Here is a 25,111-nt window from a genome sequence, read left to right as displayed (position 1 = left end):
TAATTTCACCCGCTCCTCTATTAACAGCAATCAATATAAAGGTGTACTCCCACTTCCATTCTTTGGTCTTTTTTTATATATGTGCACAGCTCGTCAATCTCTAGGACCTCGATATCCTTAAGTGACTTTGTGCTGTTGCAGCTCTTATCTAACTTTTCTTGCACATAGTGCCCCCCGTCTCTTCGATCCATGAAGATATCGCACCATCTTGTTGCTGCCTATAATTGCCAGGCAATGCCCAGGGGTTAATACAAAAAATATTGCAACCAAGATAGGCGATTGTTAGACTACAAAATGGGTTATAAAAAGATTGATTTTGTGATTATAGTATTGCAATCATTGTCCTATAGGAATAATTACAGTCATTTTCAGAATAATGATTTCAAAACATTTCAAAACGTTTTGGTCGCCTGAACGGGATTCAGAAACTATTTTAAGCGTTAGAATATTTGAACTTTACATTATAATGTGGAATATTCCACGATGCTCTGTAAGACGTATAAAGTTTGTTTTAGACATAGCGAAAGCAAGGTAATTGCTGCGGATAATATCAGTGAATTAATTAAAAATATTGCAACTCAAGAGGTAATAGCAATTTTCAAATTATCCTATTTTTACAGTATATTATGCCCTGCAGAATTTTTAAAACCAGTTCAGTATTAGTGGTAATTTTAAATAAAACAACGCCTTAGCGTCGCTGCTTTTGATTAACCCGAGGGTGCTCTAAATAAATATCGACCTGCAGCAATAATCTTTATATTGATTGATTTATAAGTTTCTGTGGATTTATATATTTTTCTTTAAACCCAGGGACCATAGGAATTTGGATGGCTTAATTAGCGCAGGCGTCGGCCGCTTTAACTGAAGGAATTTTGTTTATGACAAACGGGATTTTTGCATTATCATCTTTACTAAATTCAACGGCTCTTGGATTGGTGATTAATGGTATTGCAGCAGTTGATAATGCAGGCTGGTCAGTATCACCAGCAGGAGATATAAATGGCGATGGCTTCAATGATATTGTTATTGGAGCTTTATTTAGCTGATCCGGACAGATCCAACACCGGTCAAGCTTGTGTAGTACTTGGGAAATCCTCTTTTAACCTCACCCTTAGAGTTTTTATTTCTAAATGGTACTAATGGTTTTATAATGAGGGGTGTAGCAACTTGTGATAATTCAGGATATTCAGTATAAGGGGTAGGGGATATCAATGGCTATGGTTTTAGTGATATAGTGATTGGGGCGAAAAGGGCTGACCCACCAGGCGGCATATATAGTGGGGGACAAACATATGTGATATTTGGTAAGTCTTCTTTTATAAGCTCTTTAGAGCTTTCTTATTTAGGTAAGGGTGATGGTTTTATTATTAATGGCGTAAATTAGGTAATCTTGCAGGATCATCGGTATCATCCGTGAAAGACATCAATAGTGATGGAAAAAGTGATATTATAATTGGAGCGCCTTCCGCTAGCCCAAATAGTAAGGCTGATGTTGGTCAAGTTTATGTAATATTTGGCAAATCATCCTTTGGTACGCCTTTAAAACTCTCAAGCTTAAATGGCGCAAATGGCTTTATTATCAACGGTATTGCAAAAGGTGATTATGCAGGTACCGCTATTGCTGCTTTTGATATCAGGCGATGGAGTAAATGACTGGCATTGCCTAATATTTATAGATAGAATTTTATAACGTTCTTCAAGCCTAAATGCCAGGTTCAGATAGGTTGCCTTACTCCTGGTCAACCTACTTCAAAATCAATAAGTTCACCCGCTCCTCTATCAACAGCAATCCATATAGAGACGAACTCCCCTACATTCTTTGGTCTTTTTTTATATATGTGCACAGCTCGTCGATCTCTAGGATCTCGATATCCTTAAGTGACTTTATGCTGTTGCAGCCTTATATAACCTCAGTTTGACGTAAGGAGTAGGGCCCGTGAGCCTATTTTTCCATGAGATATATTGGGTTTGAAGACATAAGCCAAGAGCCCTGAGAAAGAGGTCTGCCAAGAAATTGTTTGGCGAGCGATGCCGTGGCGCTGGATTTGGCAAATCTCTTTCAATTCTCCGATGGCTGTTTCAATCAATTCACGCCCTGCAAGAAGCAGTTGTTTAAAAGCCGCAAGCGGGTTTTGTTTTTCATGTTTTTCTTAAGCCGTGTGATGAGCTCAATACCTTGATTGCTCAGTGTTTTTGCTTATATACCACTGATCTCCGAATAGAAGGCCTGTCAAATATTGAGTCAGTTTCTCGACAACGGCTCGATCATCTGTATTACCCGAAGTCAGTGTGAATGACATAATCTCTCCTTGATCATTGAGGCCAAAGAACCATCCGGTCGACGTCTTATTTATCGTGAATTGAGAAAAATTTAATGGTTACACAGCTTCTTTAAAACTTACTCCAAACTGGGGTTATCTATGGTCTGTTGGTTTTTGATTTCTTCTGCTGCTTCAAGGTTAATTAAAGTGCTGCGTAATGTTTCCTCTACACAGTCATCGAATGCTTTAATGAGAGTCGAAAGCCGCCTCAGTTTCTTTACCCTCTCTTATCTAAGCCGATTTTAAGCAGTCTGTTGAAAGGGGGGGAGGCTTTTTGGCCCCCCATCTGTTATCTACACTACAGCCAGTTCAAAAGTACGCTGCACGAATGCGCTTTTATATTCGGTTTTAGCGTGGGCGATAACAATTTTCTACTCTTCTCTTAAATGCTCTGTAATTGCTCTATATTTTTGCTTGCATTCGTCTGCTTCTCTAAATTTGGCTATGCTACTGTACATCTTAGTTAAGATAATAGTAAAGAGATGCGGTTTCTGCATAATTTTCTCCAATAGCCTGATAAATAGCTAAGGCGTTTTCATAGCATCCTTTCACTTTTTTTTGCCCAGTTTCGCTGCTTATGGTCCCATTCGTTATTTGCATGTATTGTATATTCATCAGCCCATGCTGACATAAACTTCTGCTACTTCCTGTATTAATCTAAACCTTGTTTATATAAAGGTTTAGCATGCCAGGTACCTATACCTCTTTTTATAAAATAATCGCTGTAGTAATTTATTAGATCGGTTAAATTGTGGCAAATATCAGCTATTGCTTTATTGTTCATAAATCTTTTTATAGATATCCAGAGATTTTTGCCAATATCTTGAGGTTTTGGTTGCATTAACCCCCAAAGATTTGCATAAGTACGCCATGTGGTAATATATATCTGCTACTTCTTTGCTTTTTTCAGCAAAAATACTCTCTCGAATTGTAAGAGATTGTTGATATAGGAGAAAGGCGGCTGTATAGTTGCGGTTTTTGTGATATATTTTAGCTAGATTGTAGCTCACGTCTTCAACTTCTTTTCTCTATTTTCCAAAATTTTCTCCAAAGATACCTCGACGGAGGTGTATAGATTGTTCATAATATTTTTGTGCTTCGACAGAATTAGCTAAAATATTATGTATATCGGCTACATTATGATACATTTCAGCCATCTCTTTGTCATCTCGCACTAAGGCGACACTTTTTAATTGCCAAGACTCTTTCATATAAAGATAAACTTTCTGGATAATAAAGGTGCTCTTTATGAAAGTTAGCCATACTTTTGCAGACTGCAGCTACTTCTAAATTATTTTGTCCAAAGAGAGCAATTCTAATTTTCAAAGCCTTTTGGTAAAAAGGAAGCACTTCTTGAAATTCTTTTACTTGGTGATGGAAGCCTGCTATGTCGAAGTAAATTGTTGCCATTTTTTCGTAATATCTTTTTTTGCTCTGCTCTGCGATTAATTGATTCAAAATACTCGGAGCCTTTTCATATGGCCACAGCACCTCAATAAAATTATTGTTGTTATAGTGTAGCTTTCCAATACTATAAAGTATATCCGCAACCTTTTCTTTACTATTAATTTGTTCACAGATGCTTAGAGCTTGCTCGTAGTGCGATAAAGATTTTTCTGTTTCTTGTTGGTTAGCGTAAAAATCAGCGATATCTAAATAAATATCTGCCATAATTTATTGGAGCTAACTCACTTAAAATATCTAAGGATTTTTTAAACCATGAGAGTACCATATATGGTTTGTTAAGCGCTCTACACACCTTACCGATACTCTGATGCAGATCAGCTTTTGTTCATATAGAGATTTAGCCATCTCTAAATTTGCTTCAATTCTCTGTTTCATATTTATCGGAAGCTGTTGCTCTTCGGTTAGTATTAATGAGCTAAATCCCTCCACAGGAACTATAGTAGAGCTGCTTCACTTTGATTTTTCATAAATAATTTACCCAAGAAATAACAAAACACGCAAACGCTTTAGTAAGCTAATCATAAATTGGTACGATCATCAAGTTTTTATCTAGCAAAGTTTTTGAATGTCTAGTTATCAATTAAAATCAAGTGACTAGGGGCTACGTACTAATTAAGGGTTCAAGGTAGATTTATCACCAATGAAAGGTATCTATACTACTAACCCTATGGATAATGCTTGGTTTATTCCTTTGGCTCTATGCCTCGAAATTTTTGCCAACGATGCATACCAAATAGCCCTATAGTACTGCCTAATGTGCCCCACATTTGTTAATAAAGTGAATAAACGCCATACCGGGTTCTATGTTGGGGTTTTTGGCTCTAACAAAAAATCCACAAAACTTATTATCATTATTATCATTATTATCATTGTAAAAGCAAAATCAATCAGAGCTAAGGAATTCATACACCTAGCCAATTGTCGTGAGCTTTTGGTCATCAAAAATCTTTGTATATAAGGATCTCCTGACTTTGGCAATAAGTTAAAAAATATTAAGCTCAAGAATAGCCAGATATTGTTCTTGGTAAGATTTAACTCAATAAGTTCTTTAGGTAAAGAGGTCATGACAGCATTGAATCCGCCAGAATCACGGTATGCGTAAACACAAAATAGAGGTATGAACTTAACCCCAATACTATAAATTGGAAGACATCAATTAATGCCACAGCGCGTATACCGCCGCAAATTGAATAAAGAGCAAGTCCTATCATTCCATAGAATGTACCGCTCCAAATAAGGATTTGAAAAAAATAATGTAAGAGATAACCTAAAGCTGTAGCTTGAGAAGCCACCATTATGACAGCTAGGATTATTGTAGTAATCAAGAGAGGCCAGCTTTGCCGTATAACATTTCCATCATATTGCTCACTGAGAAGGTGTGACCGCGAAATTGATTTATGTCCTCTCCCGTATACTTTGGGCCATAAGTAGCCAGAAAAATGACAAACATAACCATGGAATTGCAAAGAACACTCCTAATTTATATACTTGTTCCACCGATCCAACAATAGCACCAGCTCCTATATGAGCAGAGAAAATAACGGAAACAACCACTATATCAGAAAAATATCCTCTTTCTAATATATATTCTCTTAGGGTTTTGATTGACTTGAATTTGTTTACGGCAATACACACACACGATAAGATAAATAACGATGATGCTTATATCTATAACATGTATATTATTCATTTATCTTTTTTAATAAGTTGGCTTCGCTATACATTTCGAGTGATTAGTTATAGGTAGATCGTACGCGTAGCATATATAACTCATATTGTATATATTGTGCTTCTGGTTAAATTATTAAATATAGAAGTAAAAAGGTTAAGACTCCCAATACTCCATCTACATTTTGTTCCTCACATTACTGAAGTCTCCTCAAGGCGATGGAGTATCATGGATTATGGAACGCATATGGTTGTAATTCGGCGTTATATAATGAGCATTAGGAAATGCTGTTTTCTTAGTTAAGCTTAGGTATATTCCTGTAGCTATAGCAAATGACAAGGCAGATGAACCACCATAACTAATAAAGGGTAAAGTCATCCCTTTAGTTGGAAGAATATGTAAAGTCACTCCTATGTTAAAAATCGATTGAATGCCAAAATACATCATAACGCCGACCACTGCATATATTACAAATAGGTCTCTTGTTGAAGAGATTCGTATCATGGCTCTGATGATGATTGAAGCAAAAAGTATAATGATAATCATACAAAACAGAGCTCCCATTTCTTCTGCTGCAACTGCAAATATAAAATCAGTGTGAGAATCTGGTAATACTAATTTTACCGATCCTTCTCCTGGGCCTTTACCAAAAATTCCACCATTTACGTATGATTCTATAGACTTTTCGACTTGATAACTAAGACTATCTTCGGGATTTAAAAAGCTATTAATACGGTTAGCAACGTGTGGAAACATTTTATAGGCAGTAAAAGTTGCTGATATAAAAAATATTATAGCAACTAAAACCCATATTAATGGAAGGCCAGCGACAAAGAGTTGTCCTATAGTAACCATGGAAATAGTAATAGCCATCCCAAAATCAGGTTGCATTAAAAGTAATGCGCAGATAATTAAATGAATGGCAAGGCATATATACACATTCCAGGACTTTAAGTGAAATAATCTTTTTTTACAATTATAAGGCGACAGTATTAAAGCAACTATAACTGCGTATAAAGGTTTTAAGATCTCTGAGGGCTGAATAGAGAACCCTATCAGATTGATCCACCGTCTTGAGCCCTTAGTTTCGTCTCCAATGAATAGTACTAATACCATTAAAATTAGCGTAACAACAAAACCTAAAAGAGCCAATCGTTTTATGGCTTTTTTACTCATAAGAGAAATTAATACAACAACGCCAAGCGCAGTTCCTAAGAATACTAGTTGCCTGTATAAAAAGTGAAAGTAGGGGGCCCCTATTTTTTCTGCTACACCAGGGCTTGCTGTAGCGGTTAAAAATGCGCCTATCAGTATGATAGATAATATAAAGATAAACATTAGAGAGTCTATCAACCACCACCACTTCAGAAAACTGCTTGAGCGCTTATTTTGTAACATATAAAGGTACTCAATTAATTAGCAAAAATCTCACGCAGGAAACCCCCACCGATCTTTATACCTTGTGAATCAATCCCATGTGCTAACCTATTACATCTATAGGTATGTGCCATTACGCCATTATCATCAAGAGCATTATAAGCTTTTTCCATTTCTTTTATAGGAACGATGGTGTCCTCAGTACCGTGGATTAACATTACTCGAGGTTTTGATTTAATCACATTTTTTAATTTTGAAGGGGCAATCAAGAGCCCTGAATAGCCGATGATACCTTTAACTGTATGCGGAAGTCTAAGCCCTAAATGCATAGCCATCATTGCTCCCTGTGAGAAGCCAATTAGCGCGATATTTTCTAGTAAGATTGAAAACTTTTTTGCCTGCTCGGTAATAAAATTTTCTAATATGATAGAAGATTTGCTGGCTCCTGTTAGCATTTTTTCTTCAGATCTATCAGTGAGGCTGAACCACTGGTAGGCATCCATGAAATAATCATTACCCTCAAAATTTTCTGGAGCATTTGGAGAGATGAAGAGAGAGTCAGGTAGATATGCTTGTAAATCTGGAGCGAGATTTATTAAATCATTTTTATTAGAGCCATAGCCATGTAATAAAAAAACTAGCTTAGATGGCTTGCTTATACTGGAATTAGGGTATATTACGTGATTTAACATTTTTTAATTTTGCTTCTGAAAATACTATAAACGATGCGCTAACTATAATTATAACTGATCCTATAATAGTGGAAATAGAAATAATTTCATTGAATAAAAAATAAGCAGTAATTGAGGCAAATATTAACCTGGTAAAATCAAAAGGTATAACTACAGTTATAGGTGACTTTTTATAAGCAAACCCCATTAATACTTGGGCGAGAGCTGACAGCATTGATGAAATAAAAAGCAGCGGAAGTTGTTCGTTGCTTGGTAAAATCGGGTTTTGAGTAAGTGCTGGCACTGACAGTAATAAGGATATAAAGCTTGTAAAGAATATAACTGGTACTGGATGATGGTAAGTCACAAAGGTTTTGATCACAATAGCGCTTGAAGCCCAAAGCATTGCTGCTGCTAATACTAATAAACTATAGAAGCTTAACTTAGTGAAATCAGGGGACATGACTATTATTGCTCCAAAAAAACCAATGAATAAGCAACCCCACTTTGTTAGAGAAACTTTTTCTTTTAATATGAGTATTGCAAGGAGAGTAATGAAAAGAGGAGTAGTAAAACTTATTGCAACGCACTCTGTTATAGGTAATTTGCTTACTGCCATAATCCAAAAACAGATGCCCAGAAACCCCAAGCTTCCTCTTACTATATTTAACAGTAGATTATTTTTATGGAAAAGACCGGAAGTATTTTTACGGTAGGCAATTAAAAATGGTAATAATATTAGTATTAAGAACAAGTTGCGATAAAAAACTAATATGAGAGGAGGGAGATTATGCCCTATTTTTTTTAAAATGCAGTTTAATATGGCATAACAAAAGCTTGAAGAAATTACTAAAAAAATCCCTATATAATTTGAGGATATTTTATATTGCATTTACTATTCTCTTTTTAAAAAAGTTAAATCTCAATATGGGCACGAAGCAAGTAATAGAGAAAAATAAGATAAAGGGTATAAAGAAATATAAAATTGGCGTATGAGGAAGTAGTTTTAATTTAAAGGCTTGCATGATGAATGCAGCAGTTACACAAAAAGAAAGTCCAATTAGTATATCTAATTTTTTATTTAGTATAAGATCTTTAAAATGTAAATCATAGCAACTAAATAAGCTGGTTGTAATAGCTATGGCTAGGCTCATAGCAAGTGTTATAAATAGCCAGGAGTAGTAAGTTAATTCTTTTGCTAAATTCAAGAAGATGACCCAACTTGAGAGGATAACCGTTACTATACAATATATTGGAGCCAACACTTCGGCACTTTTATTAAATTCGTATACTAAATTCATTACGGTAAGCAAGATCAATGCTGTGCCTATAGCTGCAATTATTTCGGAAGTATCATGAAATTTGTAATATATAAAGGCTTCAGATATACCGTATAGTACGATTATCGATGTGATAAACACCCATAATTTTCTAGCATAGAGAGCAAGCCCTAAGTAAAATATAGCAGCATTTTGCATATGCCCGCTTGGAAATCCCCACCAGACTTTTCCTAGAGAAGGATCTAGTGGCACTTGCCATAACTCTTTTAGGAAAGCATTTAGACTGGCACTCAGTCCAATTGTAAGAGCCAATAATTTAAAAAAGCCCGTGAAATCTTTTCTATATGACAACAAAAATATTAAGGCTATGAACCAATTTTCAGATAGGCATATAAAAAAGGGGTAAACAAGCTCCATGGGTTTTTCACCTCTTATACTCGAACCTGAATAAAGTGTAAACTAGGATTTAATTGGTAGTGGTTAAATTGCGGAGGGAGCGTTTCACGTTGAAGTACTGCCTAAAACCTAGATAGCCTTTTTATACTGCTTTGGCTATGCTAAATAAAATAAATAAAAGCAGTGTGAGGAGCGGGATTCGGCTCCTTGGTTTTAATTATTATTCCTATTAAGCATATAACAATTGTGAGAAAAAGATGAATAACAGCAACTTTATGTAAACAACTCACTAATTGCCAAGAATTTCTACTAAGTAAGAATCTCTGAATATAAGCAAGCCAAGAGCCCTGAGAAAGAGGTCTGCCAAGAAATTGTTTGGCGAGCGATGCCGTGGCGCTGGATTTGGCAAATCTCTTTCAATTCTCCGATGGCTGTTTCAATCAATCCACGCCCTGCAAGAAGCAGTTGTTTAAAAGCCGCAAGCCGGGTTTTGTTTTTCATGTTTTTCTTAAGCCGTGTGATGAGCTCAATACCTTGATTGCTCAGTGTTTTTGCTTATATACCACCGATCTCCGAATAGAAGGCCTGTCAAATTTTCCCACGCTGAGCGATGCCTTTAAGGACCTTATTACGGCTAATACATAAGTTATGACAAACCTTTCCAGCCTTTGTTGAGTCCAAACGGTAGCTGTTTGTTTCCCTTTACAGCAATTCAAGCAGAATGACCAACGGGATGACCGCACCCTGCATCAGCTCAACAAAGCGGTTGTAGCTGACAAGCTTTGGCAATTCCTCTCTGAGAGAGGTTTGAACACAGTTTAGGTAAAAACTTTGTTTAACGCTTCAAACCAATAGCCGCAAATGATTCGAGTATTATGCCTTACGCATATTTAACACGAAGAATACCACAAGAATTGTAAAAACAGTAAAAAATTCTTTATATAATCATTGCTCTCTGCTTAGAAGATTTGTAATGATATTTATAATATCATTATCAACTCATAGTTTATGAGATTATTTACTATAATAGTATTTTGCTTCTCCTTAATCATAAAAGGAAATGCTTTTTCATTATCTTTGCAAGAAAAATTACTTTTTTGGGATAAACCTCAAAAGGGGGCCAATATGTTTAATAAAGTCATAGATCGCCAGGATATACAAGCGGCTAAAAATGTGAAAATAAAATTTATACGTTTAGCTATTGATAAATTTCCGACTAACAAAAGAGATTTTTTAATCGGTAACGCTGACCAGTATGAGGGATTAGTAAAGGAGGACCTAGAGTTATTAAAGAAAATCTTAGACATTTTTGAAGAAGAAAGAATGCCGGTAGTTTTGACCACACACACTTTGCCGGGTTCCAGATATTATGCTAATAATAACGGCAGGGATGATTTAAGAATATGGAGTTTCGAAGAATATCAAAGACAAGCTGCAGCTTTTTGGCAAGATCTAAGCCGAGAATTGAAAGATCACCCAGCCATAGTAGGTTTCAACATCATAAATGGTCCAACACCTGAAAAACTTTTTATAAATCATAGAAATAAGCTTTATGAATTAAATCAAGAAAATGTACAACAAGTATTACATAACTTTTATCAAGATATTATCATTGCGATTAGGAAGATTGATAAGAATATCAAGATCATTATAGATAGCAGCGCTGAGGGTGAACCTAATACCTTTAAAAATCTTATAAAACAAAATATACCTAACATAATGTATTCTTTTCATATGTATGAGCCAACCCATTTCACTGACAAACGTTTAAATCAAAACGGATTTACTTATCCTGGCGAAATCAATGGGGAAGATTGGAATAAAGATAGATTGCGCACTTATTTAAGGCCGGTAAAAGATTTTCAAATCAAAAATAAGATCCCAAATACGCAAATATTGGTTGGTGGTTTTGGTTGTAGTAGATACGCATCTGGAGTAGAACATTATTTACAAGATCTGATAAATATTTTCGCAGAATTTGGCTGGCATACTACATTTTCGTATTTCAGGCAATATATGAGCGATGATATGGATTATGAATTGGGTAATAAAAAATTACCATGGAGCTATTATCAAGCTTTGGATTCCGGCTTTAACCCAAGGCCAGAGAGAGATGGCGACAATAAAATATTCCAAATTATTAAAGAGTATTTAACCAAATAAACCCCTTGCATTGCTGTTTTAAAACAATCATACTACTGTTCAGCGTGGATTTAAATATATATAAGGAAAATTCAGTGTCATCAGATTCCTTTTCAGAAATTGTGATGGATAGTACTGTACTCAAAAAAGCACATTATTTGCTGCAACTTATCAGCAAAAACCACCCAAGTGCTGATTTGGTATTGATAGAAAAAGCAATTATGTTTGCTGATCAAGCTCATAAAGGACAGCTCCGAGCTTCAGGGGAGCCTTACATTATACACCCAATTGCAGCGGCAGAAATATTAGCCGAACAAAAATTTGATACTGCTTCTATAATCACCGCGCTATTACACGATACAGTCGAAGATACTAATATAAGCTGCGAAGATATTGCTAAAGAGTTCTCTTCAGAGATAGCAGAATTAGTTGATGGTGTAACTAAATTAAAAAAGATAGATTATCAACCAATACACATAAGGCAGGCTGAAAATTTCAGAAAATTATTATTGGCTATGTCAAAAGATTTGCGAGTTTTGCTAGTTAAACTTGCTGATCGTATACACAATATGCAAACCCTAAAATCTTTAAAAAGTAAAGAAAAGCACTTACGAATCGCCCATGAAACGATGGAAATATATGCCCCTCTTGCAGAAAGAATGGGTATGCACCAATTTAAAAATGAGTTAGAGGATTTAGCATTTGCAATCATATATCCAGAAATAAGAGACTCTGTAAAGAATCGTTTATCCTTTCTTACTATTAAAGATAAATTCTTGATCAAAAAAACTAAAGATAAGTTATTAGAATTAATAAAAAAGAATGGCTTAAAAGCAGAAGTGTCAGGCAGGTTAAAAACCCCCTATTCTATATGGAGAAAGATGGAAAGAAAAAAGATTACCTTTGACCAGCTATCTGACATTATAGCTTTTAGGATTATAGTACCAAAAGTAGAAGACTGTTACCATGTCCTAGGTATTATTCATCTAACTTATAAAATTATCATCAATGGCTTCAAAGACTATATAAGCTTACCGAAAGCCAATGGATATAAATCCTTACACACTCTCGTTGTTGGCGAAGAACAGCAGCGCATCGAAATTCAAATTAGAACTTATGAAATGGACGAAATAGCAAAATTTGGGCTTGCAGCGCACTGGACTTATAAAAATGATGTAAAGGTGGCTGAAAATGAAAATAGCCAATTCAAGTGGATTAATGAGCTTATAGATGTTTTGCAGCATACTACCAACCCTGAGGAGATTCTAGAAAATACAAGGCTTGACCTTTACAGTGATCAAGTATTTTGTTTTACACCAAAAGGAGATCTAGTGCCCTTACCTAAAGGAGCAACTGTGATAGATTTTGCATTTGCTATGCACTCGAAAATAGGCTTCACATGTGTAGGCGCAAAAATTAATGGTAGAATTGCAAGACTCGATCAAACATTACAAAATGGCGATCAAGTCGAAATAGTAACCAACCCAAATGCTATACCGATGCCAGCTTGGGAAAATTTTGCAATTACTGGTAAGGCTAGATCCGCTATTAAAAAATTCATTAGAGCAACTCAACAATCTGAGTTAATCAATTTAGGACGAGTTATTTTAATTAAAGCGTTGCAAAAGAGTAAAAAACCTTACAATGAATTAGATTTAGTACAAATTTTAAAAACTTTTCAAAAGAAAACAATTGATGACTTACTTTTTGCAATCGGTAGGGGCACGATAAATAAAGTAGATGTTTTACAAGCTATGTATGCTCACTTTGAAGGCAGTGATATTGAAAAAGGAGGTCTCTCCGCACTCTCAATCTTAAAATTGCCAAGACACTATAGAAAACTAAAAAGAATGACCAGATTCCTATTCAAGGATTAATTCCTGGCATGAATAGTGTCTTCGCAAATTGTTGTAGTCCCTTACCAGGAGATAAAATTATAGGAATTATTCATCCAGCTCAAGGTATTGTGATCCATGCAATTGGTTGTAGTATCTTAAACCAATATACTGATTATCCTGAAAGATGGATAAGCCTATCCTGGGAAGGTAATAAAGGGGATCTTTACATTGGTAAAATGAGGATACTACTTCTAAATCACCCTGGCGCTCTAGCTCAAGTAACTACCTGCATTTACGAAATGGACTGCAATATCTCTTATATAAAGGTAATCGGCAGAAAAATGGATTTAATAGAAATGATTTTTGATATTGAAGTCAAAGGAGTACATCAATTCAATACTATTTTAACCGCTATTAAAAAATTGCAGTCTGTGCACAGTATAGAAAGATTTATTAACCAAAATAAAAATACATTGCATCATTTTTATTTATAAGCAAAATGTCAGCCAAAGAAGAGGTGCTTGTGAATATATGTCATTAACAGATTTGCAAAATCAAGAGTTAGAAGATGTATGCTCTATAAAAAATACTACCCGTAGACCAACAGTTGAAGCCTTAGAAGAGATACTTTATAAGCCTTTAAAAGCCTTGGATCATGGTTTTGTTAGGTTAGTAGATTATATGGGAAACGATTCAGCTGTAGTGCAGGCAGCCAGAGTTTCATACGGTTCCGGAACCAAAAAATTAAATGAGGATAAAGGATTAATAAATTACTTGATGAGGAGATGGCATACTACTCCATTTGAGATGTGCGAAATCAAGTTTCATATTAAGTTACCGATATTTATAGCTAGACAGTGGATAAGACATAGAACCGCAAATGTTAATGAATACTCTGGCAGATATTCAATTATGGATAAAGAATTTTATATTCCAGAAATTGAAGATCTGGCTGCGCAATCGCAGATTAATAAGCAAGGACGTAGTACTGACGTATTGAGTGCCGAAGAATCTCATAGAGTATTAGAAATGTTAAAAGATGATGCGAGGCGGTGCTATGATCATTACATGGAAATGCTGAACTTGAATGAGGAAACGCAAGAAATTTTGGATCCAAATAAGGCTGGCTTAGCTAGAGAATTAGCTCGGATGAATCTAACCTTAAATTATTACACACAGTGGTACTGGAAAACAGATTTACATAACTTACTGCATTTTCTGAGGCTACGCGCAGACGATCACGCACAGTATGAAATAGGAGTATATGCCGATATTATATTAGATATAGTAAAAAAATGGGTTCCTTTTACTTATGAAGCTTTTTTAGATTATAGATTAAATGCTGTAAATATTTCTGGAAAATCTATTGCTGTTATTAAAAAGAAGTTAGCTGGTGAAAACGTTACTGCAGAAGATGTTGGGATGTCAAAGAGAGAGTGGCAAGAACTAATATCTTTATTAGAAATAAAATGAAGATAAAAATTGGTACAAGGTCAAGTGCCCTTGCTTTTGCCCAAACAAGTCTATTTATGAAGGAATTAACAACTCTCTTACCAGATTTGGAAATAGATATTATCAAGATCAAAACCACAGGTGATATTTTATATGACCGACCATTGGTCGACATAGGTGGAAAGTCTTTATTTATAAAAGAAATAGAAGAAGCTTTATTAGACAAAAGAATAGATATTGCTGTCCATTCGATGAAGGATATGCCAGTAGATCTACCACCGGGCTTAAAAATAGGGTGTGTCTTGCCTAGGGAAGACTGTGCTGATGCGTTTATTTCTCTTAAGTATGACAAGTTATCAGAAATGCCTAAAGGTGCCACGCTTGGCACTTGTTCTGGACGTAGAAAGGTTCTAGCTCATAATATCAATAATAAGATTGATATCAAAGGTTTGCGAGGTAATGTACTTACTAGAATTGATAAGTTAAATAATGGAGAAATTGACGCTATCATTCTTGCAGTTGCCGGCTTAAAAAGAGTTAATCAAGAGCATTTGATAAAAGAAATCTTATCACCAACTTTGTTTATTCCAGCCGTTGCACAGGGTATAATTTGTGCCGAAGTCGGAGAAGAAGATGAATTTATTTGTAGTATATTAGAAAAAATAAATCACAGAGAAACTTATATACAAGCGGTAATTGAAAGAGCCTTTTTAAAGGTTATAGGAGGAGATTGCAAAACTCCTTTAGGCATATATACGGAGCTAAGGGGGCATTATATAGATTTCATAGCATTTACCGCAATAAATGGAACCTACAAGGAATATAAAAATCGTTTAAGTTTCAATGAAAAATCTGCCCGGGATTTATCCATTATTGAAAATGAAATCAAAAATATATTTTCAAAAGCAAATATAAAATGTTAGCATTGAGTAGTTGTTTTATATTTCAAAAAAATTATGAATGATGAGGGAACTAATTTAATTCAACAACAGGCTCACAGCTCTGTTGCCAGTAAAAGTTTTTATGGAGTGGGGGCTGCATACTTTGTAGGAGCCGCATTGGTATCATCTACCCGTAGCTTAGTTGATGTTACGGGTAATACCTTAAACCCATTTGTAGCCGGTGTTATTGGCGGTATGGTACATGTTTCTAAAAAAGAATTACAGGCTAAGCAAGCCAATACTGAAGAAAAAATAAGGGAAGTTAAAACCAAAGATATATTATCTAGATTAAAAGTCAGAGAATCCATGGCTGTAACGACTGGAATAATTAAAGGAGTTAAAGATACTTATATTAAAGCTTATCAAGATATTGAAGCTAGAGATTTAAGGATTTTACAAACAGAAAATCCAGCTAATTTTATAACTGATTATGGGGATGTTTCTGCTTCTGGGTATGCAAATAGAGTTACTAGACAAAAAATACTGCAAGATAACAAAAGTATATCTTATAAGGCATTAAAATCTGCGAATTACTTAGAATCTGGGCTCAAGTCCACCGTAGTGTTAACTCAAGTAGGGTTTTATAATTTAGGTTTTTTTATTGGAGCAGTTGTTCAGAAATCCTTTGCAATAACAGAATATAAAATGGAGACTGGGTCTTTACCTACCGTTGCAACAATTTTGTATGGGGCAAGTTATGTAGTTAATGCAGTAGTAGTCCCATTTCGCATCGGAATGGAAGTTTGCTGCTTTGTTATCAGCTCGGCTTTAATTGGGTTGATGGGTTTCTTAATGGGAGATACCACTAAATTAGAAACTAATAAAGAAACGCTTAAGATACATACAAGGAGCGATAGCGTTCAACAAACTATTATTAATACATTGTCTTCTTCTGCTTCTGCCCAAGACGTAGTTAATGGTCTCAGGTATGTATACCAAAATTATGCTAAAGAAGTAGAATCAATGAATAAAAGTTTAAAAGAAAAGGAAGGAATAAGTAGTTTTGCGACGAATGCTCCTTTAAAAAAGCATGATTTTTTAAGATTACAGATGAAGAAGTTATCATTGGACGACCACTCTAGCGTTGTAGACATGATAGATAAATTGAATGTAGCTGGGCCCACCGTGGCTTCTACAATCACTAGATGTGCACTGCAGTGTGGTATTGCTATGAGAGAGCATATTGGGAAGAGTACTAATCAAGTTTTAAATACAATTTATAATGGGACGAAATGACAAACGAAAATTATGCACTCGAAAACGCTTTCATAAATATTTTAAGTATCTTCTCAACTAGTGAAGAAGGGGGAACGTTTTTCTTAAAATATATTTTAATTCCTGATGGAAAAGAGAGTGATAAGGCATTGGAAATTCTTTATGAAGAGATATCTAATGGTTTTAAAGATGAAGTTGAAGCTGGCAAAAGTGTAATAGAATCATTAAAAACAATAAGAAAGATAATACTTGCTGAGCCAGCAGCTAGAATTTTTATTGAGAACCAAATCGATCAAGTATTGCAATACAAAGCTATGGTTGACTATGTAAATGACAAACCGAGTGGAGAGTTTTTGAAAAATATTTAAGATCATTTTTATATTTGAAGTTGCTATTTGCCCCTCTGGTTGTACAGTACTTAAATCGTGATTCTGTTACCTCTAGTATAACCCCAGTTTGAGGTAAGTTTTAAAGAAATTATCTGATATGGCTTCAAAGAAGCTGTGTAACCATTAGGTTCTTCTCAATTTCACGATAAATAGGAAAAGTGGTTCCCCTAGTAGAAATATTTTGTTTGATTGATGATTTTTGCAAGCAACAACTCATGCATCGAAGATCCTTAAGAAACTCGCAGAGACAAAGGGAACGAGAGTCTGGGATGATGCTTTCCGAAGTTATAACGATCCTCGTTTTGTTTCATTTGAGGGCATTACCGGATCAAAGATTTTTACCTAAACTGTGTTCAAATCTCTCTCAGAGAGGAATTGCCAAAGCTTATCAGCTACAATCGCTTTGTTGAGCTGATGCGAGACGCGGTCATCCCGTTGGTCATTCTGCTGAATTGCTGCAAAGGGAAACAAACAGGTACGTTGACTCAACAAAAAGCTGGAAAGGTTTGTCATAACTTATGTATTAGCCGTAATAAGGTCCTTAAAGGCATCGCTCAGCGTGGGAAAACGTCGACCCGGATGGTTCTTTGGCCTCAATGATCAAGGAGAGATTATGTCATTCACACTGACTTCGGGTAATACAGATGATCGAGCCGTTGTCGAAAAACTGACTCAATATTTGACAGGCCTTCTATTCGGAGATCGGTGGTATATAAGCAAAAACACTGAGCAATCAAGGTATTGAGCTCATCACACGGCTTAAGAAAAACAAAACCAGCTTGCGGCTTTTAAACAACTGCTTCTTGCAGGGCGTGAATTGATTGAAACAGCCATCGGACAATTGAAAGAGATTTGCCAAATCCAGCGCCACGGCATCGCTCGCCAAACAATTTCTTGGCAGACCCCTTTCTCGGGGTTCTTGGCTTATGTCTCCAAACCCAAATATATCTCATTGGAAAAATAGGCTCACGGGCATACTCCTTACGTCAAACTGAGGTTTATGACAAACCTTCCAGCTTTTTGTTGAGTCAACGTACCTGTTTGTTTCCCTTTGCAGCAATTCAGCAGAATGACCAACGGAATGACCGCGTCTCGCATCCAGCTCAACAAAGCGATTGTAGCTGATAAGCTTCGGCAATTCCTCTCTGGGAGAGATTTGAACACAGTTTAGGTAAAAATCTTTGAATCCGGTAATGCCCTCAAATGAAACAAAACGAGGATCGTTATAACTTCGGAAAGCATCATCCCAGACTCTCGTTCCCTTTGTCTCTGCGAGTTTCTTAAGGATCTTTGGTACGTGAGTTGTCGCTTGCAAAAATCATCAATCAAACAAAATATTTCTACTAGGGGAACCACTTTTCTTATTTATCGTGAAATTGAGAGAAACTTAATGGTTACACAGCTTCTTTAAAACCATATCAGATAATTTCTTTAAAACTTACCTCAAACTGGGGTTAAATAATATTTTATTATAACTATGCTATATGGTAAATTCTCGCTATATGATAATCTAACAGTGTGTGTTTATTAATAATCCAAATATGAATATCCAACTTCTAGCAAATGTTATAGGTCATGAAAAGGGCAAAAAAATACTTATTAATGCCTTTCAAAATAATAAATTATCGCACTCTTATATCCTCAGCGGCCCAAAAGGTATAGGTAAATATCTATTAGCGGTAGAGTTTTCTAAAACATTATTAAATAATAAGTCAAGGCAAGCTAGTCCTGATTTAATGGTTATCCAATCTACGACAGAAAATAAAAAGCATAGTAGTATTAATATAAACGAGATTCAGGAGCTGGAATCATTTTTAAGATTTACTTCGGCCAATAATTCTTACCGAATTGGAATCGTAGACGGCGTAGAGTATATGAATTACAGTGCTGCTAACGCTCTTTTGAAAATTTTAGAAGAGCCAGGAAATAAGACAATAATTTTTTAATTACTAATTCAATAAGTAGTATTATTCCAACCATTCGTTCAAGGTGTATAAATATTAAATTTAATAAACCAGACGAGACCGAATTAATCAATATACTAAAAGCCTATATTGATGATGAGCACTTAGATTATAAATTTTTATTAGAGGCCGCAAATTACGATATAGGTGCAGCTATAAAAATTTATAAGGAAAATGCAATAGAAATTATCAAAAAAATAGAAAATTGTTTTTTGACAAATGATAAAAGTTGCGTTAGTGAGATAGTTCGGTTTGCTTGTGATAATAAAGATGCTTGGGAAATATTAAAGATTAATTTAATTAGATGTGCTTACACTATTGTAAAAACATCCATCCCGCACTACCTGGCTTCTGAAAGAATTTTAAAAAAAGCAGAAAAGGTTATTAATATAATAAATAAATGCGAGAAAGAGAGTTTAGATAAAGAGAAAGTAATAATGTATTGTTTGTCATGAAAAAAATATTGCTAAAACCTGAAACACAAAGATTTTTGTTTTTTATAACATTAATTTTATTTTTAGACCAGATAACAAAGTACGCAATATATAGTTATTTTTCTTCACATGAAGAGATAATAAAAGTTTTTCCCTTCCTTAATTTAGTATTGGTTTGGAATTATGGAATTAGTTTTGGAATGTTAAATGATATAGAACAAGGCCAGATTATTCTTTCAACGCTGGCTATCTTTATAATCATTTTGTTAATTTTTTGGTATCAAAAAACTAAAGATTCTCAATTGGTTTTGCCTATAGCATTAATAATAAGCGGCGCAGTTAGCAACATAATTGATAGAACTAATTATGGAGCAGTCCTTGATTTTATAGATTTTCACGCGTTTGGTTGGCATTATCCCACTTTTAATATTGCAGACTCAGCCATCGTAGTAGGAGCGTTCATGTGTTTATTTGTAAAAAAAGTTTAATATTATAAAAATCAAAATAGTAATGTTTTTAGTTGTGAGTGTAAATTAGTATGATGCAGAGAAACAGTAGCCAAAGTAATTTTGGATTAACGCCTTTAAAGGAAGCGTTGTTGGCTTGCGGAGTCATGGTTAAGTATATATTAGTATGTGGGTTTATAACTAATATATTACTCTTGTCTACTTCAATATATTCAATGCAAGTTCTTGATAGGGTATTATCAAGCGGTAGTGTTGAAACTTTGGTTATGTTAACAATAGTAGTTATCATTGCCTTAGTGTTGTTAAGCTTAATTCAAGGGGCACGATCATTTGCTATGACAATTATGGGCTCTTGGTTTGAAGATAAATTATCTAAGAGCGTATTTGCGAATTCTATCAGAAGTGCATTGGAATCCGAAGCAAATGCAAACAGCCAGCAAATGAGGGATTTACAGACTGTAAAAACTTACCTGACAAGCCCTGGTCTCATATCTATCATGGACACTCCTTGGGCGATCATTTTCATAATTATGCTTTTTATCTTACATACTTATCTCGGCCTGTTAGCAATCATGGGCAGCATAATCATACTTGCTATGGGTATTGTTGCTGATAGGTCAACTAAGCCTCTTATTGAAGCTAATAACGAGGGGTTTATTAGGAGCATGAAACAAGTCGATCAAGCAACCAGAAATGCTGAAATTATTGAAGTAATGGGATTATTAAAGAATGTTAATGAATCTTGGAATAAGATTAATGATAGAGTACAAACTACCCAGTCCCTTTCTAACAAGAGGCAAGCGGTATTTGCAGAAATAACAAAATTTGTTCGTCTCATTTTGCAGATTTGCGTCACAGGCATGGGGGCATACTTAGTTTTAAGAGGAGAGCTATCTAGCGGAGCAATGATTGCTAGCTCGTCCCTTGTTTCTAGGGCCCTTGCGCCTTTTGAAGCAGCAATTAATTCCTGGAAAGGATACTTAAACTGCCGTAAAGCATATAATAGGTTAGATAAAGCGTTTGTTAGGTATGTAGATGCCGATAACGCGATGTCCTTACCTGTACCAGAAGGAAAAATCTCAGTAGAAAATATTTACTTTGCTCCTCCAGGTTCTCAAAAACATATTATTAAGGGTATGAATTTTGTTATTGAACCAGGTGACGTATTAGTAATTATGGGCAATTCTGGCTCTGGAAAAACATCTTTAGCTAAATTAATGGTTGGCGCATGGCAGCCGGTTATGGGCTCCGTAAGAATTGACGGTGCAAGCATCAAGGACTGGAATAGGCAAGAACTTGGCCAACATATTGGCTACTTGCCTCAAGATATAGAATTATTTAATGGTACTGTAAAAGAAAACATAGCGAGAATGAATCCTAATGCCAATGCAGAAGACGTTGTTATGGCTGCTCAACTCGCTGGGGTACACGATATGATTCTTCAATTACCAAAAGGGTATGATACTGAAATAGGCATGGACGGATCAACCTTATCTGGTGGTCAAAAACAGAGAATAGGATTAGCAAGAACATTTTTTGGCGATCCAAAAATTATCGTTCTTGATGAGCCAAATGCTAGCTTGGACAGTTACGGAGAGGCCGCTCTTGCTGCAGCTATTGAGTTTGCAAAGGAAAAAAAGATTACTGTAGTGATAATATCTCATAGAACTCCAATCTTGTCATTAGCTAATAAAATATTAATGGTAAAAGATGGGATGGTTGCTGCGTTTGGTCCTAAAGAACAAGTTTTAGAGCAAATCAAAAGATCCTCGGCAGATAGTATTGCGATATAACAACAAAATGACTTGAACACTTTTATAGTGTTAGAAAAGGAGTGAGAAATGAAAAATATAGATATAAAAAAACAAGAACAGCCAGAAACTGATGGTAGCTCAAGAATTATCGAAAGAGTGGTTGAGGATAAAAAAGAAGATAAAATTCATCCCATAAAAACTTTTTTCGATAACACGAAAAGATTTTTAATTGCAAAAACTGCTGAAGAAGCAAGATACCACAAAAAAATAGAAAGTAAGCTCGTAAAACAAGTGAAGCCTGCTGTAATATTCGGAGGAATCGCAATGGGAATTTGTATAAGTTTTTTTGTAATATGGGGAGGCCTCGCTCCTCTTGATAGTGCGGCCGTTGCAGAAGGTACTATCATCGTTAGTGGTAATCATAAAACTATCCAACACCTGGAGGGTGGCATTATAGAAGAGATATTTGTTGAAGAAGGGCAGACAGTCAACGAAGGTGATAATCTTGTAAAATTAAGTGATACATCCGCAAAGTCAACCGTACAGGTTATGCTATCCCAACTCCGTTTTGCAAAGGCCTTGGAAAAAAGATTAATTGCTGAAGAGCAAGAAGATAATGAAGTAGATTTCAATGATCCTATACTTGACATCAATGATCCAGAAGTTGAAGTTCTAATCAAAAATCAAAAAGCTTTATTTGATTTAAATAAAAAGGCTTTGAGGGTACAGATGGATGTATACAACCAACGAATCTTACAGAAAAACGAAGAAATTAATTCTCAAGAAGCCAGACTAGAGGCCATTACCTCTAGGCTTGCAATAGCTAAAGAACAATTTAATATTACTAACGATCTCTATAAAAAAGGCTTAGAATCTAAAACTAGGCTTTTACATTTCCAAGAACGGTATGAAGAGTTAGAAGGTGAGATGCATTCGGTGAAAGCTTTTATAGCTAAAGCCAGAGAAGAAATGTATGAAACAGACTTACATAAAGTACACGTAGAGAATGATTTCAAACAAAAAACTGCTGAAAAATATAGAGAAAATCATGTCCATGTTCTTGAACTTGAACAAAAGTTACAATATGCAAAAGATATCCTAGAGAGGACTATGATTAAAGCCCCTAATGCTGGAATGGTGACTGGCCTAGCATACCATACTATTGGCGGTGTCATTCAGCAGGGCGCAAAAGTTATGGATATCGTACCTCAGGATGATAAACTAATTATCGAAGCCCATGTTTTACCTCAATTTATTGAAAGTTTATACGTCGGTTTAGAAGCAAAAGTGCAATTAAATGCATATAAAAGCAGGTTAGTACCAAGGATCTTAGGCAAAGTTACCTATGTTTCTGCTGACAAATTTGTCAATCAAAGTAATGGACAATCATTTTACACTATAAAAATAGAATTAGACGAAGAGTCTATGAAAAGCGTAAATACGGATATAAAATTATATCCCGGTATGCCTGTTACTGTGTTTATAGTGAAAGGAACACGAACCTTTTTGCAATACATGATGAGCCCAATAGTGGATAGCTTCCATAAAGCCTTTAAAGAAGCTTAAAAAAGCTAGAAATATGAATAGAAAAAAGCTAGCCTTGTAAGCGAAGCTTGTCAAGGGGGCGGCGGAAGGCGGGGCATATGTCCCTTCCATTGCAAGCTCGCTTTATCTGTAACTTTCTTGGCACACATCTACCCGCTATTCAATTTAACGGGATATATGGGAAATTTAGTGGCATTTGGGCTTAAATAATGGAGTGAACTCAGCAGACGAGCAACGAAAGGGTTGCATAATTGGTGCTCTTTTTATACTGCTTTAGCTATATTCAAAAGACTGAAGCGGGCACAAATATTAAGCTGCAAGATGGTAGCGGAGGGGGGACTCGAACCCCCGACGCGCGGATTATGATTCCGCTGCTCTAACCACCTGAGCTACTCCGCCTTGGATAAAGAGTGGATATACTTTTTCTTCATAAAAAGCAATAAATTTTATATTAAATTGCTTTCCTAAAAGTGTTTATTAGACTTAATAGGGTATGCTTAATTTCTTTCTGATTCGCCAATTGCTTAAATATATTTGAGCAATATTTTTATCTTCAATCAACAAAACATTTTCTGCATTTTTGGTGTCAGCTGCAGTAGTAAAATTAAATGATCCAGTAACCACTTTATAATTATCGATAATTATAACTTTATTATGGGCAATGCCACTTGATATTTTATCAATACCCACCTTTATCCCAGCTTTCTTTAGTTCTAACGCAACTTTATTATTATGACTTAAATTACTGCCATCTAATAATATATTAACCCTCACCCCTCTATCTTGAGCCTTAACCAATTGACGAATTATAGGCTTAGAAGTTAATCCATAGGCTTGCAAATAAATACTAGATTTTGCTTTCACAATTTCGTTTGCTATCAACGATGCACACCCAGAAGGAGGCGTAAAACAAATATTAAATTTGTCCAAAGGGGGATGGTAACTGTGCCAAGTTCCTATACCAACTATTTCTTCCCAAGCAACCCCTACTCCACTACCTAACATAAAAGCTATTATAACTACTTTAACCGGAGTCTTTTCCTGTTTTAGGATATTAAGAATTTTGTTGAGAGAAGAATTCTTAAATGGCGACTTTTTCATTCTGCATACATACTTTTTAAAAAAAATAATTTAATTACATTTGATTAAAAAGCAACAGAACATTTGATATCAAATTGAAGTTTCTAAAATTACTTTTATATACCGGCATTATGTGCTATAATACGATCATTCAATAATCTAATTAGCGGTGTTGGCTTGTGAGTAGAGCTTCTGAAAATATAGCCTTTAAAGTTGGTGATACGGTTGTTTACCCTTCCCATGGTGTTGGACAAATTACAGCAGAAGAAATTCAAGTGGTTGCTGGTTGTGAAATGCCTCTTTATGTCATATCATTTGTTAGAGATAAAATGATACTAAGAGTGCCAAAATCAAGGGCTATAAAGACTGGTTTAAGACATCTTACATCGAGCAGTGACTTTGAAGAAGCAATCTCGGTGCTAAAACAAAAAGCTAAAGTCACCAAAGGAATGTGGAGTAAAAGGGCGCAAGAATATGAGCAAAAAATTAATTCTGGGAATATAATTCGAATAGCGGAGGTATTAAGAGATTTGCACAAGAATGTGGGAGAAGCAGATCGATCTTATAGCGAACGGATAATTTATGAGGCAGCTCTGGAAAGACTCTCGAATGAATATGCTGCGTCTATTGGACTTGAAAAGGACGATGCGCATGCAAAATTAATAGAATTACTTGATTATTATAAAATTTAAAATAAGCAAAGCCACCT

Annotated in this window: 34 protein-coding genes, 1 tRNA gene and 2 pseudogenes; 20 read left to right on the top strand and 17 right to left on the bottom strand. The window is 35.3% G+C overall.

What is annotated here, in order from left to right; all coding sequences use genetic code 11:
- Window positions 1-20: 20 nt before the first annotated feature.
- Window positions 21-164 (bottom strand): hypothetical protein, encoded by a 144-nt coding sequence (locus tag MIDI_RS08895; RefSeq protein ID WP_192805770.1) that lies wholly within the window; start codon window positions 162-164, stop codon window positions 21-23.
- Window positions 165-878: 714 nt separating this feature from the next.
- On the opposite strand from MIDI_RS08895, the gene MIDI_RS07035 reads away from it, so the two are divergent.
- The 3 genes and pseudogenes from MIDI_RS07035 to MIDI_RS03120 form a co-directional block, all read left to right on the top strand.
- Window positions 879-1,046, top strand: coding sequence for an integrin alpha (locus tag MIDI_RS07035; RefSeq protein ID WP_083809616.1), 168 nt, complete (start codon window positions 879-881; stop codon window positions 1,044-1,046).
- Between the two features lie 188 nt (window positions 1,047-1,234).
- Entirely contained in the window at window positions 1,235-1,384 is a 150-nt protein-coding gene (locus tag MIDI_RS08555) for a hypothetical protein (RefSeq protein WP_160162235.1), read from the top strand.
- Window positions 1,385-1,404: 20 nt separating this feature from the next.
- Window positions 1,405-1,653 (top strand): annotated as a pseudogene (locus MIDI_RS03120) (integrin alpha); the annotation flags it as partial.
- A gap of 257 nt (window positions 1,654-1,910) precedes the next feature.
- Here the strand turns inward: MIDI_RS03120 and MIDI_RS07025 are convergent.
- The 13 genes and pseudogenes from MIDI_RS07025 to MIDI_RS10590 form a co-directional block, all read right to left on the bottom strand.
- Window positions 1,911-2,087 (bottom strand): transposase, encoded by a 177-nt coding sequence (locus MIDI_RS07025; RefSeq protein WP_192805760.1) that lies wholly within the window; start codon window positions 2,085-2,087, stop codon window positions 1,911-1,913.
- Window positions 2,088-2,168: 81 nt separating this feature from the next.
- On the bottom strand, window positions 2,169-2,300 hold the full coding sequence (locus MIDI_RS07020) for a transposase (protein ID WP_237697428.1): 132 nt from the start codon (window positions 2,298-2,300) through the stop codon (window positions 2,169-2,171).
- 794 nt (window positions 2,301-3,094) lie between these two features.
- Window positions 3,095-3,331, bottom strand: coding sequence for a tetratricopeptide repeat protein (locus tag MIDI_RS10225; RefSeq protein ID WP_410517906.1), 237 nt, complete (start codon window positions 3,329-3,331; stop codon window positions 3,095-3,097).
- 18 nt (window positions 3,332-3,349) lie between these two features.
- A complete protein-coding gene (locus tag MIDI_RS09770) occupies window positions 3,350-3,478 on the bottom strand; it encodes a hypothetical protein (RefSeq protein WP_272940990.1) in 129 nt (42 codons plus the stop codon).
- Window positions 3,479-3,485: 7 nt separating this feature from the next.
- Window positions 3,486-3,992, bottom strand: coding sequence for a tetratricopeptide repeat protein (locus MIDI_RS03110; RefSeq protein WP_013951128.1), 507 nt, complete (start codon window positions 3,990-3,992; stop codon window positions 3,486-3,488).
- A 1,117-nt stretch (window positions 3,993-5,109) separates the two neighbouring features.
- Window positions 5,110-5,238 carry a hypothetical protein gene (locus MIDI_RS09765; protein WP_272940989.1) on the bottom strand — a complete coding sequence of 43 codons (129 nt, stop codon included), beginning with the start codon at window positions 5,236-5,238 and terminating at the stop codon, window positions 5,110-5,112.
- A gap of 429 nt (window positions 5,239-5,667) precedes the next feature.
- Window positions 5,668-6,795 (bottom strand): FtsW/RodA/SpoVE family cell cycle protein, encoded by a 1,128-nt coding sequence (locus tag MIDI_RS03090; RefSeq protein WP_237697427.1) that lies wholly within the window; start codon window positions 6,793-6,795, stop codon window positions 5,668-5,670.
- Window positions 6,796-6,869: 74 nt separating this feature from the next.
- Window positions 6,870-7,526 (bottom strand): alpha/beta hydrolase, encoded by a 657-nt coding sequence (locus MIDI_RS03085; protein ID WP_013951124.1) that lies wholly within the window; start codon window positions 7,524-7,526, stop codon window positions 6,870-6,872.
- The gene (locus tag MIDI_RS09320; RefSeq protein ID WP_237697426.1) at window positions 7,501-7,968 is read right to left on the bottom strand and encodes an EamA family transporter; all 468 of its coding nucleotides are present in this window, start codon (window positions 7,966-7,968) and stop codon (window positions 7,501-7,503) included. The genes MIDI_RS03085 and MIDI_RS09320 overlap by 26 nt, the downstream gene beginning before the upstream one ends.
- Window positions 7,969-8,025: 57 nt before the next feature.
- Window positions 8,026-8,397 (bottom strand): annotated as a pseudogene (locus MIDI_RS10220) (EamA family transporter); the annotation flags it as partial.
- Window positions 8,387-9,097: a phosphatase PAP2 family protein gene (locus MIDI_RS03075; RefSeq protein ID WP_148234122.1), complete on the bottom strand. Its 711-nt coding sequence runs from the start codon at window positions 9,095-9,097 to the stop codon at window positions 8,387-8,389. The gene MIDI_RS03075 and the pseudogene MIDI_RS10220, both read right to left, overlap by 11 nt.
- A 393-nt stretch (window positions 9,098-9,490) precedes the next feature.
- Entirely contained in the window at window positions 9,491-9,682 is a 192-nt protein-coding gene (locus MIDI_RS03070; protein WP_013951121.1) for a transposase, read from the bottom strand.
- A 41-nt stretch (window positions 9,683-9,723) separates the two neighbouring features.
- Window positions 9,724-9,897 carry a hypothetical protein gene (locus tag MIDI_RS10590; RefSeq protein WP_237697424.1) on the bottom strand — a complete coding sequence of 58 codons (174 nt, stop codon included), beginning with the start codon at window positions 9,895-9,897 and terminating at the stop codon, window positions 9,724-9,726.
- Between the two features lie 409 nt (window positions 9,898-10,306).
- On the opposite strand from MIDI_RS10590, the gene MIDI_RS03065 reads away from it, so the two are divergent.
- The 11 genes from MIDI_RS03065 (at window position 10,307) to MIDI_RS08540 (ending at window position 18,122) form a co-directional block, all read left to right on the top strand.
- Window positions 10,307-11,344, top strand: coding sequence for a glycoside hydrolase family 5 protein (locus MIDI_RS03065; protein ID WP_237697423.1), 1,038 nt, complete (start codon window positions 10,307-10,309; stop codon window positions 11,342-11,344).
- Window positions 11,345-11,418: 74 nt separating this feature from the next.
- Window positions 11,419-13,200, top strand: coding sequence for a RelA/SpoT family protein (locus tag MIDI_RS03060; RefSeq protein ID WP_160162232.1), 1,782 nt, complete (start codon window positions 11,419-11,421; stop codon window positions 13,198-13,200).
- A gap of 8 nt (window positions 13,201-13,208) precedes the next feature.
- The gene (locus tag MIDI_RS09760) at window positions 13,209-13,655 is read left to right on the top strand and encodes an ACT domain-containing protein (protein ID WP_041185421.1); all 447 of its coding nucleotides are present in this window, start codon (window positions 13,209-13,211) and stop codon (window positions 13,653-13,655) included.
- A gap of 85 nt (window positions 13,656-13,740) precedes the next feature.
- Complete coding sequence (thyX, locus tag MIDI_RS03050) at window positions 13,741-14,634, top strand: FAD-dependent thymidylate synthase (protein ID WP_041185681.1); 894 nt, start codon at window positions 13,741-13,743, stop codon at window positions 14,632-14,634.
- The gene (gene hemC / locus MIDI_RS03045) at window positions 14,598-15,536 is read left to right on the top strand and encodes a hydroxymethylbilane synthase (protein WP_052567687.1); all 939 of its coding nucleotides are present in this window, start codon (window positions 14,598-14,600) and stop codon (window positions 15,534-15,536) included. Before thyX ends, hemC begins: the two co-directional genes overlap by 37 nt.
- Window positions 15,537-15,569: 33 nt before the next feature.
- Window positions 15,570-16,790: a hypothetical protein gene (locus MIDI_RS03040; RefSeq protein ID WP_013951116.1), complete on the top strand. Its 1,221-nt coding sequence runs from the start codon at window positions 15,570-15,572 to the stop codon at window positions 16,788-16,790.
- Window positions 16,787-17,137: a hypothetical protein gene (locus MIDI_RS03035; protein WP_013951115.1), complete on the top strand. Its 351-nt coding sequence runs from the start codon at window positions 16,787-16,789 to the stop codon at window positions 17,135-17,137. The genes MIDI_RS03040 and MIDI_RS03035 overlap by 4 nt, the downstream gene beginning before the upstream one ends.
- 220 nt (window positions 17,138-17,357) lie before the next feature.
- The gene (locus MIDI_RS08545) at window positions 17,358-17,504 is read left to right on the top strand and encodes a hypothetical protein (RefSeq protein ID WP_160162231.1); all 147 of its coding nucleotides are present in this window, start codon (window positions 17,358-17,360) and stop codon (window positions 17,502-17,504) included.
- Between the two features lie 29 nt (window positions 17,505-17,533).
- Window positions 17,534-17,758, top strand: a complete 225-nt coding sequence (locus tag MIDI_RS08890) for a hypothetical protein (RefSeq protein ID WP_192805759.1) — start codon at window positions 17,534-17,536, stop codon at window positions 17,756-17,758.
- The gene (locus MIDI_RS08885) at window positions 17,718-17,903 is read left to right on the top strand and encodes a transposase (RefSeq protein ID WP_041185411.1); all 186 of its coding nucleotides are present in this window, start codon (window positions 17,718-17,720) and stop codon (window positions 17,901-17,903) included. The genes MIDI_RS08890 and MIDI_RS08885 overlap by 41 nt, the downstream gene beginning before the upstream one ends.
- A 72-nt stretch (window positions 17,904-17,975) precedes the next feature.
- Window positions 17,976-18,122 (top strand): hypothetical protein, encoded by a 147-nt coding sequence (locus tag MIDI_RS08540; RefSeq protein ID WP_160162230.1) that lies wholly within the window; start codon window positions 17,976-17,978, stop codon window positions 18,120-18,122.
- On the opposite strand, the gene MIDI_RS08535 is transcribed toward MIDI_RS08540, so the two are convergent.
- Window positions 18,108-18,473, bottom strand: a complete 366-nt coding sequence (locus MIDI_RS08535) for a hypothetical protein (protein ID WP_041185420.1) — start codon at window positions 18,471-18,473, stop codon at window positions 18,108-18,110. The genes MIDI_RS08540 and MIDI_RS08535 overlap by 15 nt on opposite strands.
- 226 nt (window positions 18,474-18,699) lie before the next feature.
- Between MIDI_RS08535 and MIDI_RS03020 the strand changes: the two genes are divergently transcribed.
- From MIDI_RS03020 to MIDI_RS03005, 5 genes are all read left to right on the top strand, one after another.
- A complete protein-coding gene (locus MIDI_RS03020) occupies window positions 18,700-19,104 on the top strand; it encodes an AAA family ATPase (protein WP_013951112.1) in 405 nt (134 codons plus the stop codon).
- Window positions 19,105-19,334: 230 nt separating this feature from the next.
- Entirely contained in the window at window positions 19,335-19,577 is a 243-nt protein-coding gene (locus tag MIDI_RS06305) for a hypothetical protein (RefSeq protein ID WP_052567685.1), read from the top strand.
- The gene (gene lspA / locus MIDI_RS03015; protein WP_013951111.1) at window positions 19,574-20,044 is read left to right on the top strand and encodes a signal peptidase II; all 471 of its coding nucleotides are present in this window, start codon (window positions 19,574-19,576) and stop codon (window positions 20,042-20,044) included. Before MIDI_RS06305 ends, lspA begins: the two co-directional genes overlap by 4 nt.
- 125 nt (window positions 20,045-20,169) lie before the next feature.
- Window positions 20,170-21,816, top strand: coding sequence for a type I secretion system permease/ATPase (locus tag MIDI_RS03010; protein ID WP_160162229.1), 1,647 nt, complete (start codon window positions 20,170-20,172; stop codon window positions 21,814-21,816).
- 48 nt (window positions 21,817-21,864) lie between these two features.
- Entirely contained in the window at window positions 21,865-23,343 is a 1,479-nt protein-coding gene (locus tag MIDI_RS03005) for an HlyD family type I secretion periplasmic adaptor subunit (RefSeq protein ID WP_013951109.1), read from the top strand.
- Between the two features lie 301 nt (window positions 23,344-23,644).
- Here MIDI_RS03005 and MIDI_RS03000 read toward each other — a convergent pair.
- Both MIDI_RS03000 and MIDI_RS02995 read right to left on the bottom strand, forming a co-directional pair.
- Window positions 23,645-23,721: transfer RNA gene (locus MIDI_RS03000), tRNA-Met, on the bottom strand.
- A gap of 84 nt (window positions 23,722-23,805) precedes the next feature.
- On the bottom strand, window positions 23,806-24,423 hold the full coding sequence (locus tag MIDI_RS02995) for a phospholipase D family nuclease (RefSeq protein WP_013951108.1): 618 nt from the start codon (window positions 24,421-24,423) through the stop codon (window positions 23,806-23,808).
- Between the two features lie 158 nt (window positions 24,424-24,581).
- On the opposite strand from MIDI_RS02995, the gene MIDI_RS02990 reads away from it, so the two are divergent.
- Complete coding sequence (locus MIDI_RS02990; RefSeq protein ID WP_041185419.1) at window positions 24,582-25,094, top strand: CarD family transcriptional regulator; 513 nt, start codon at window positions 24,582-24,584, stop codon at window positions 25,092-25,094.
- The last annotated feature ends 17 nt before the right edge of the window (window positions 25,095-25,111 follow it).

The organism is Candidatus Midichloria mitochondrii IricVA, assembly GCF_000219355.1.
Classification (GTDB): domain Bacteria; phylum Pseudomonadota; class Alphaproteobacteria; order Rickettsiales; family Midichloriaceae; genus Midichloria; species Midichloria mitochondrii.
Note: the sequence above shows the minus strand (reverse complement) of the source record. Positions and strands in the feature narration are given on the sequence as shown.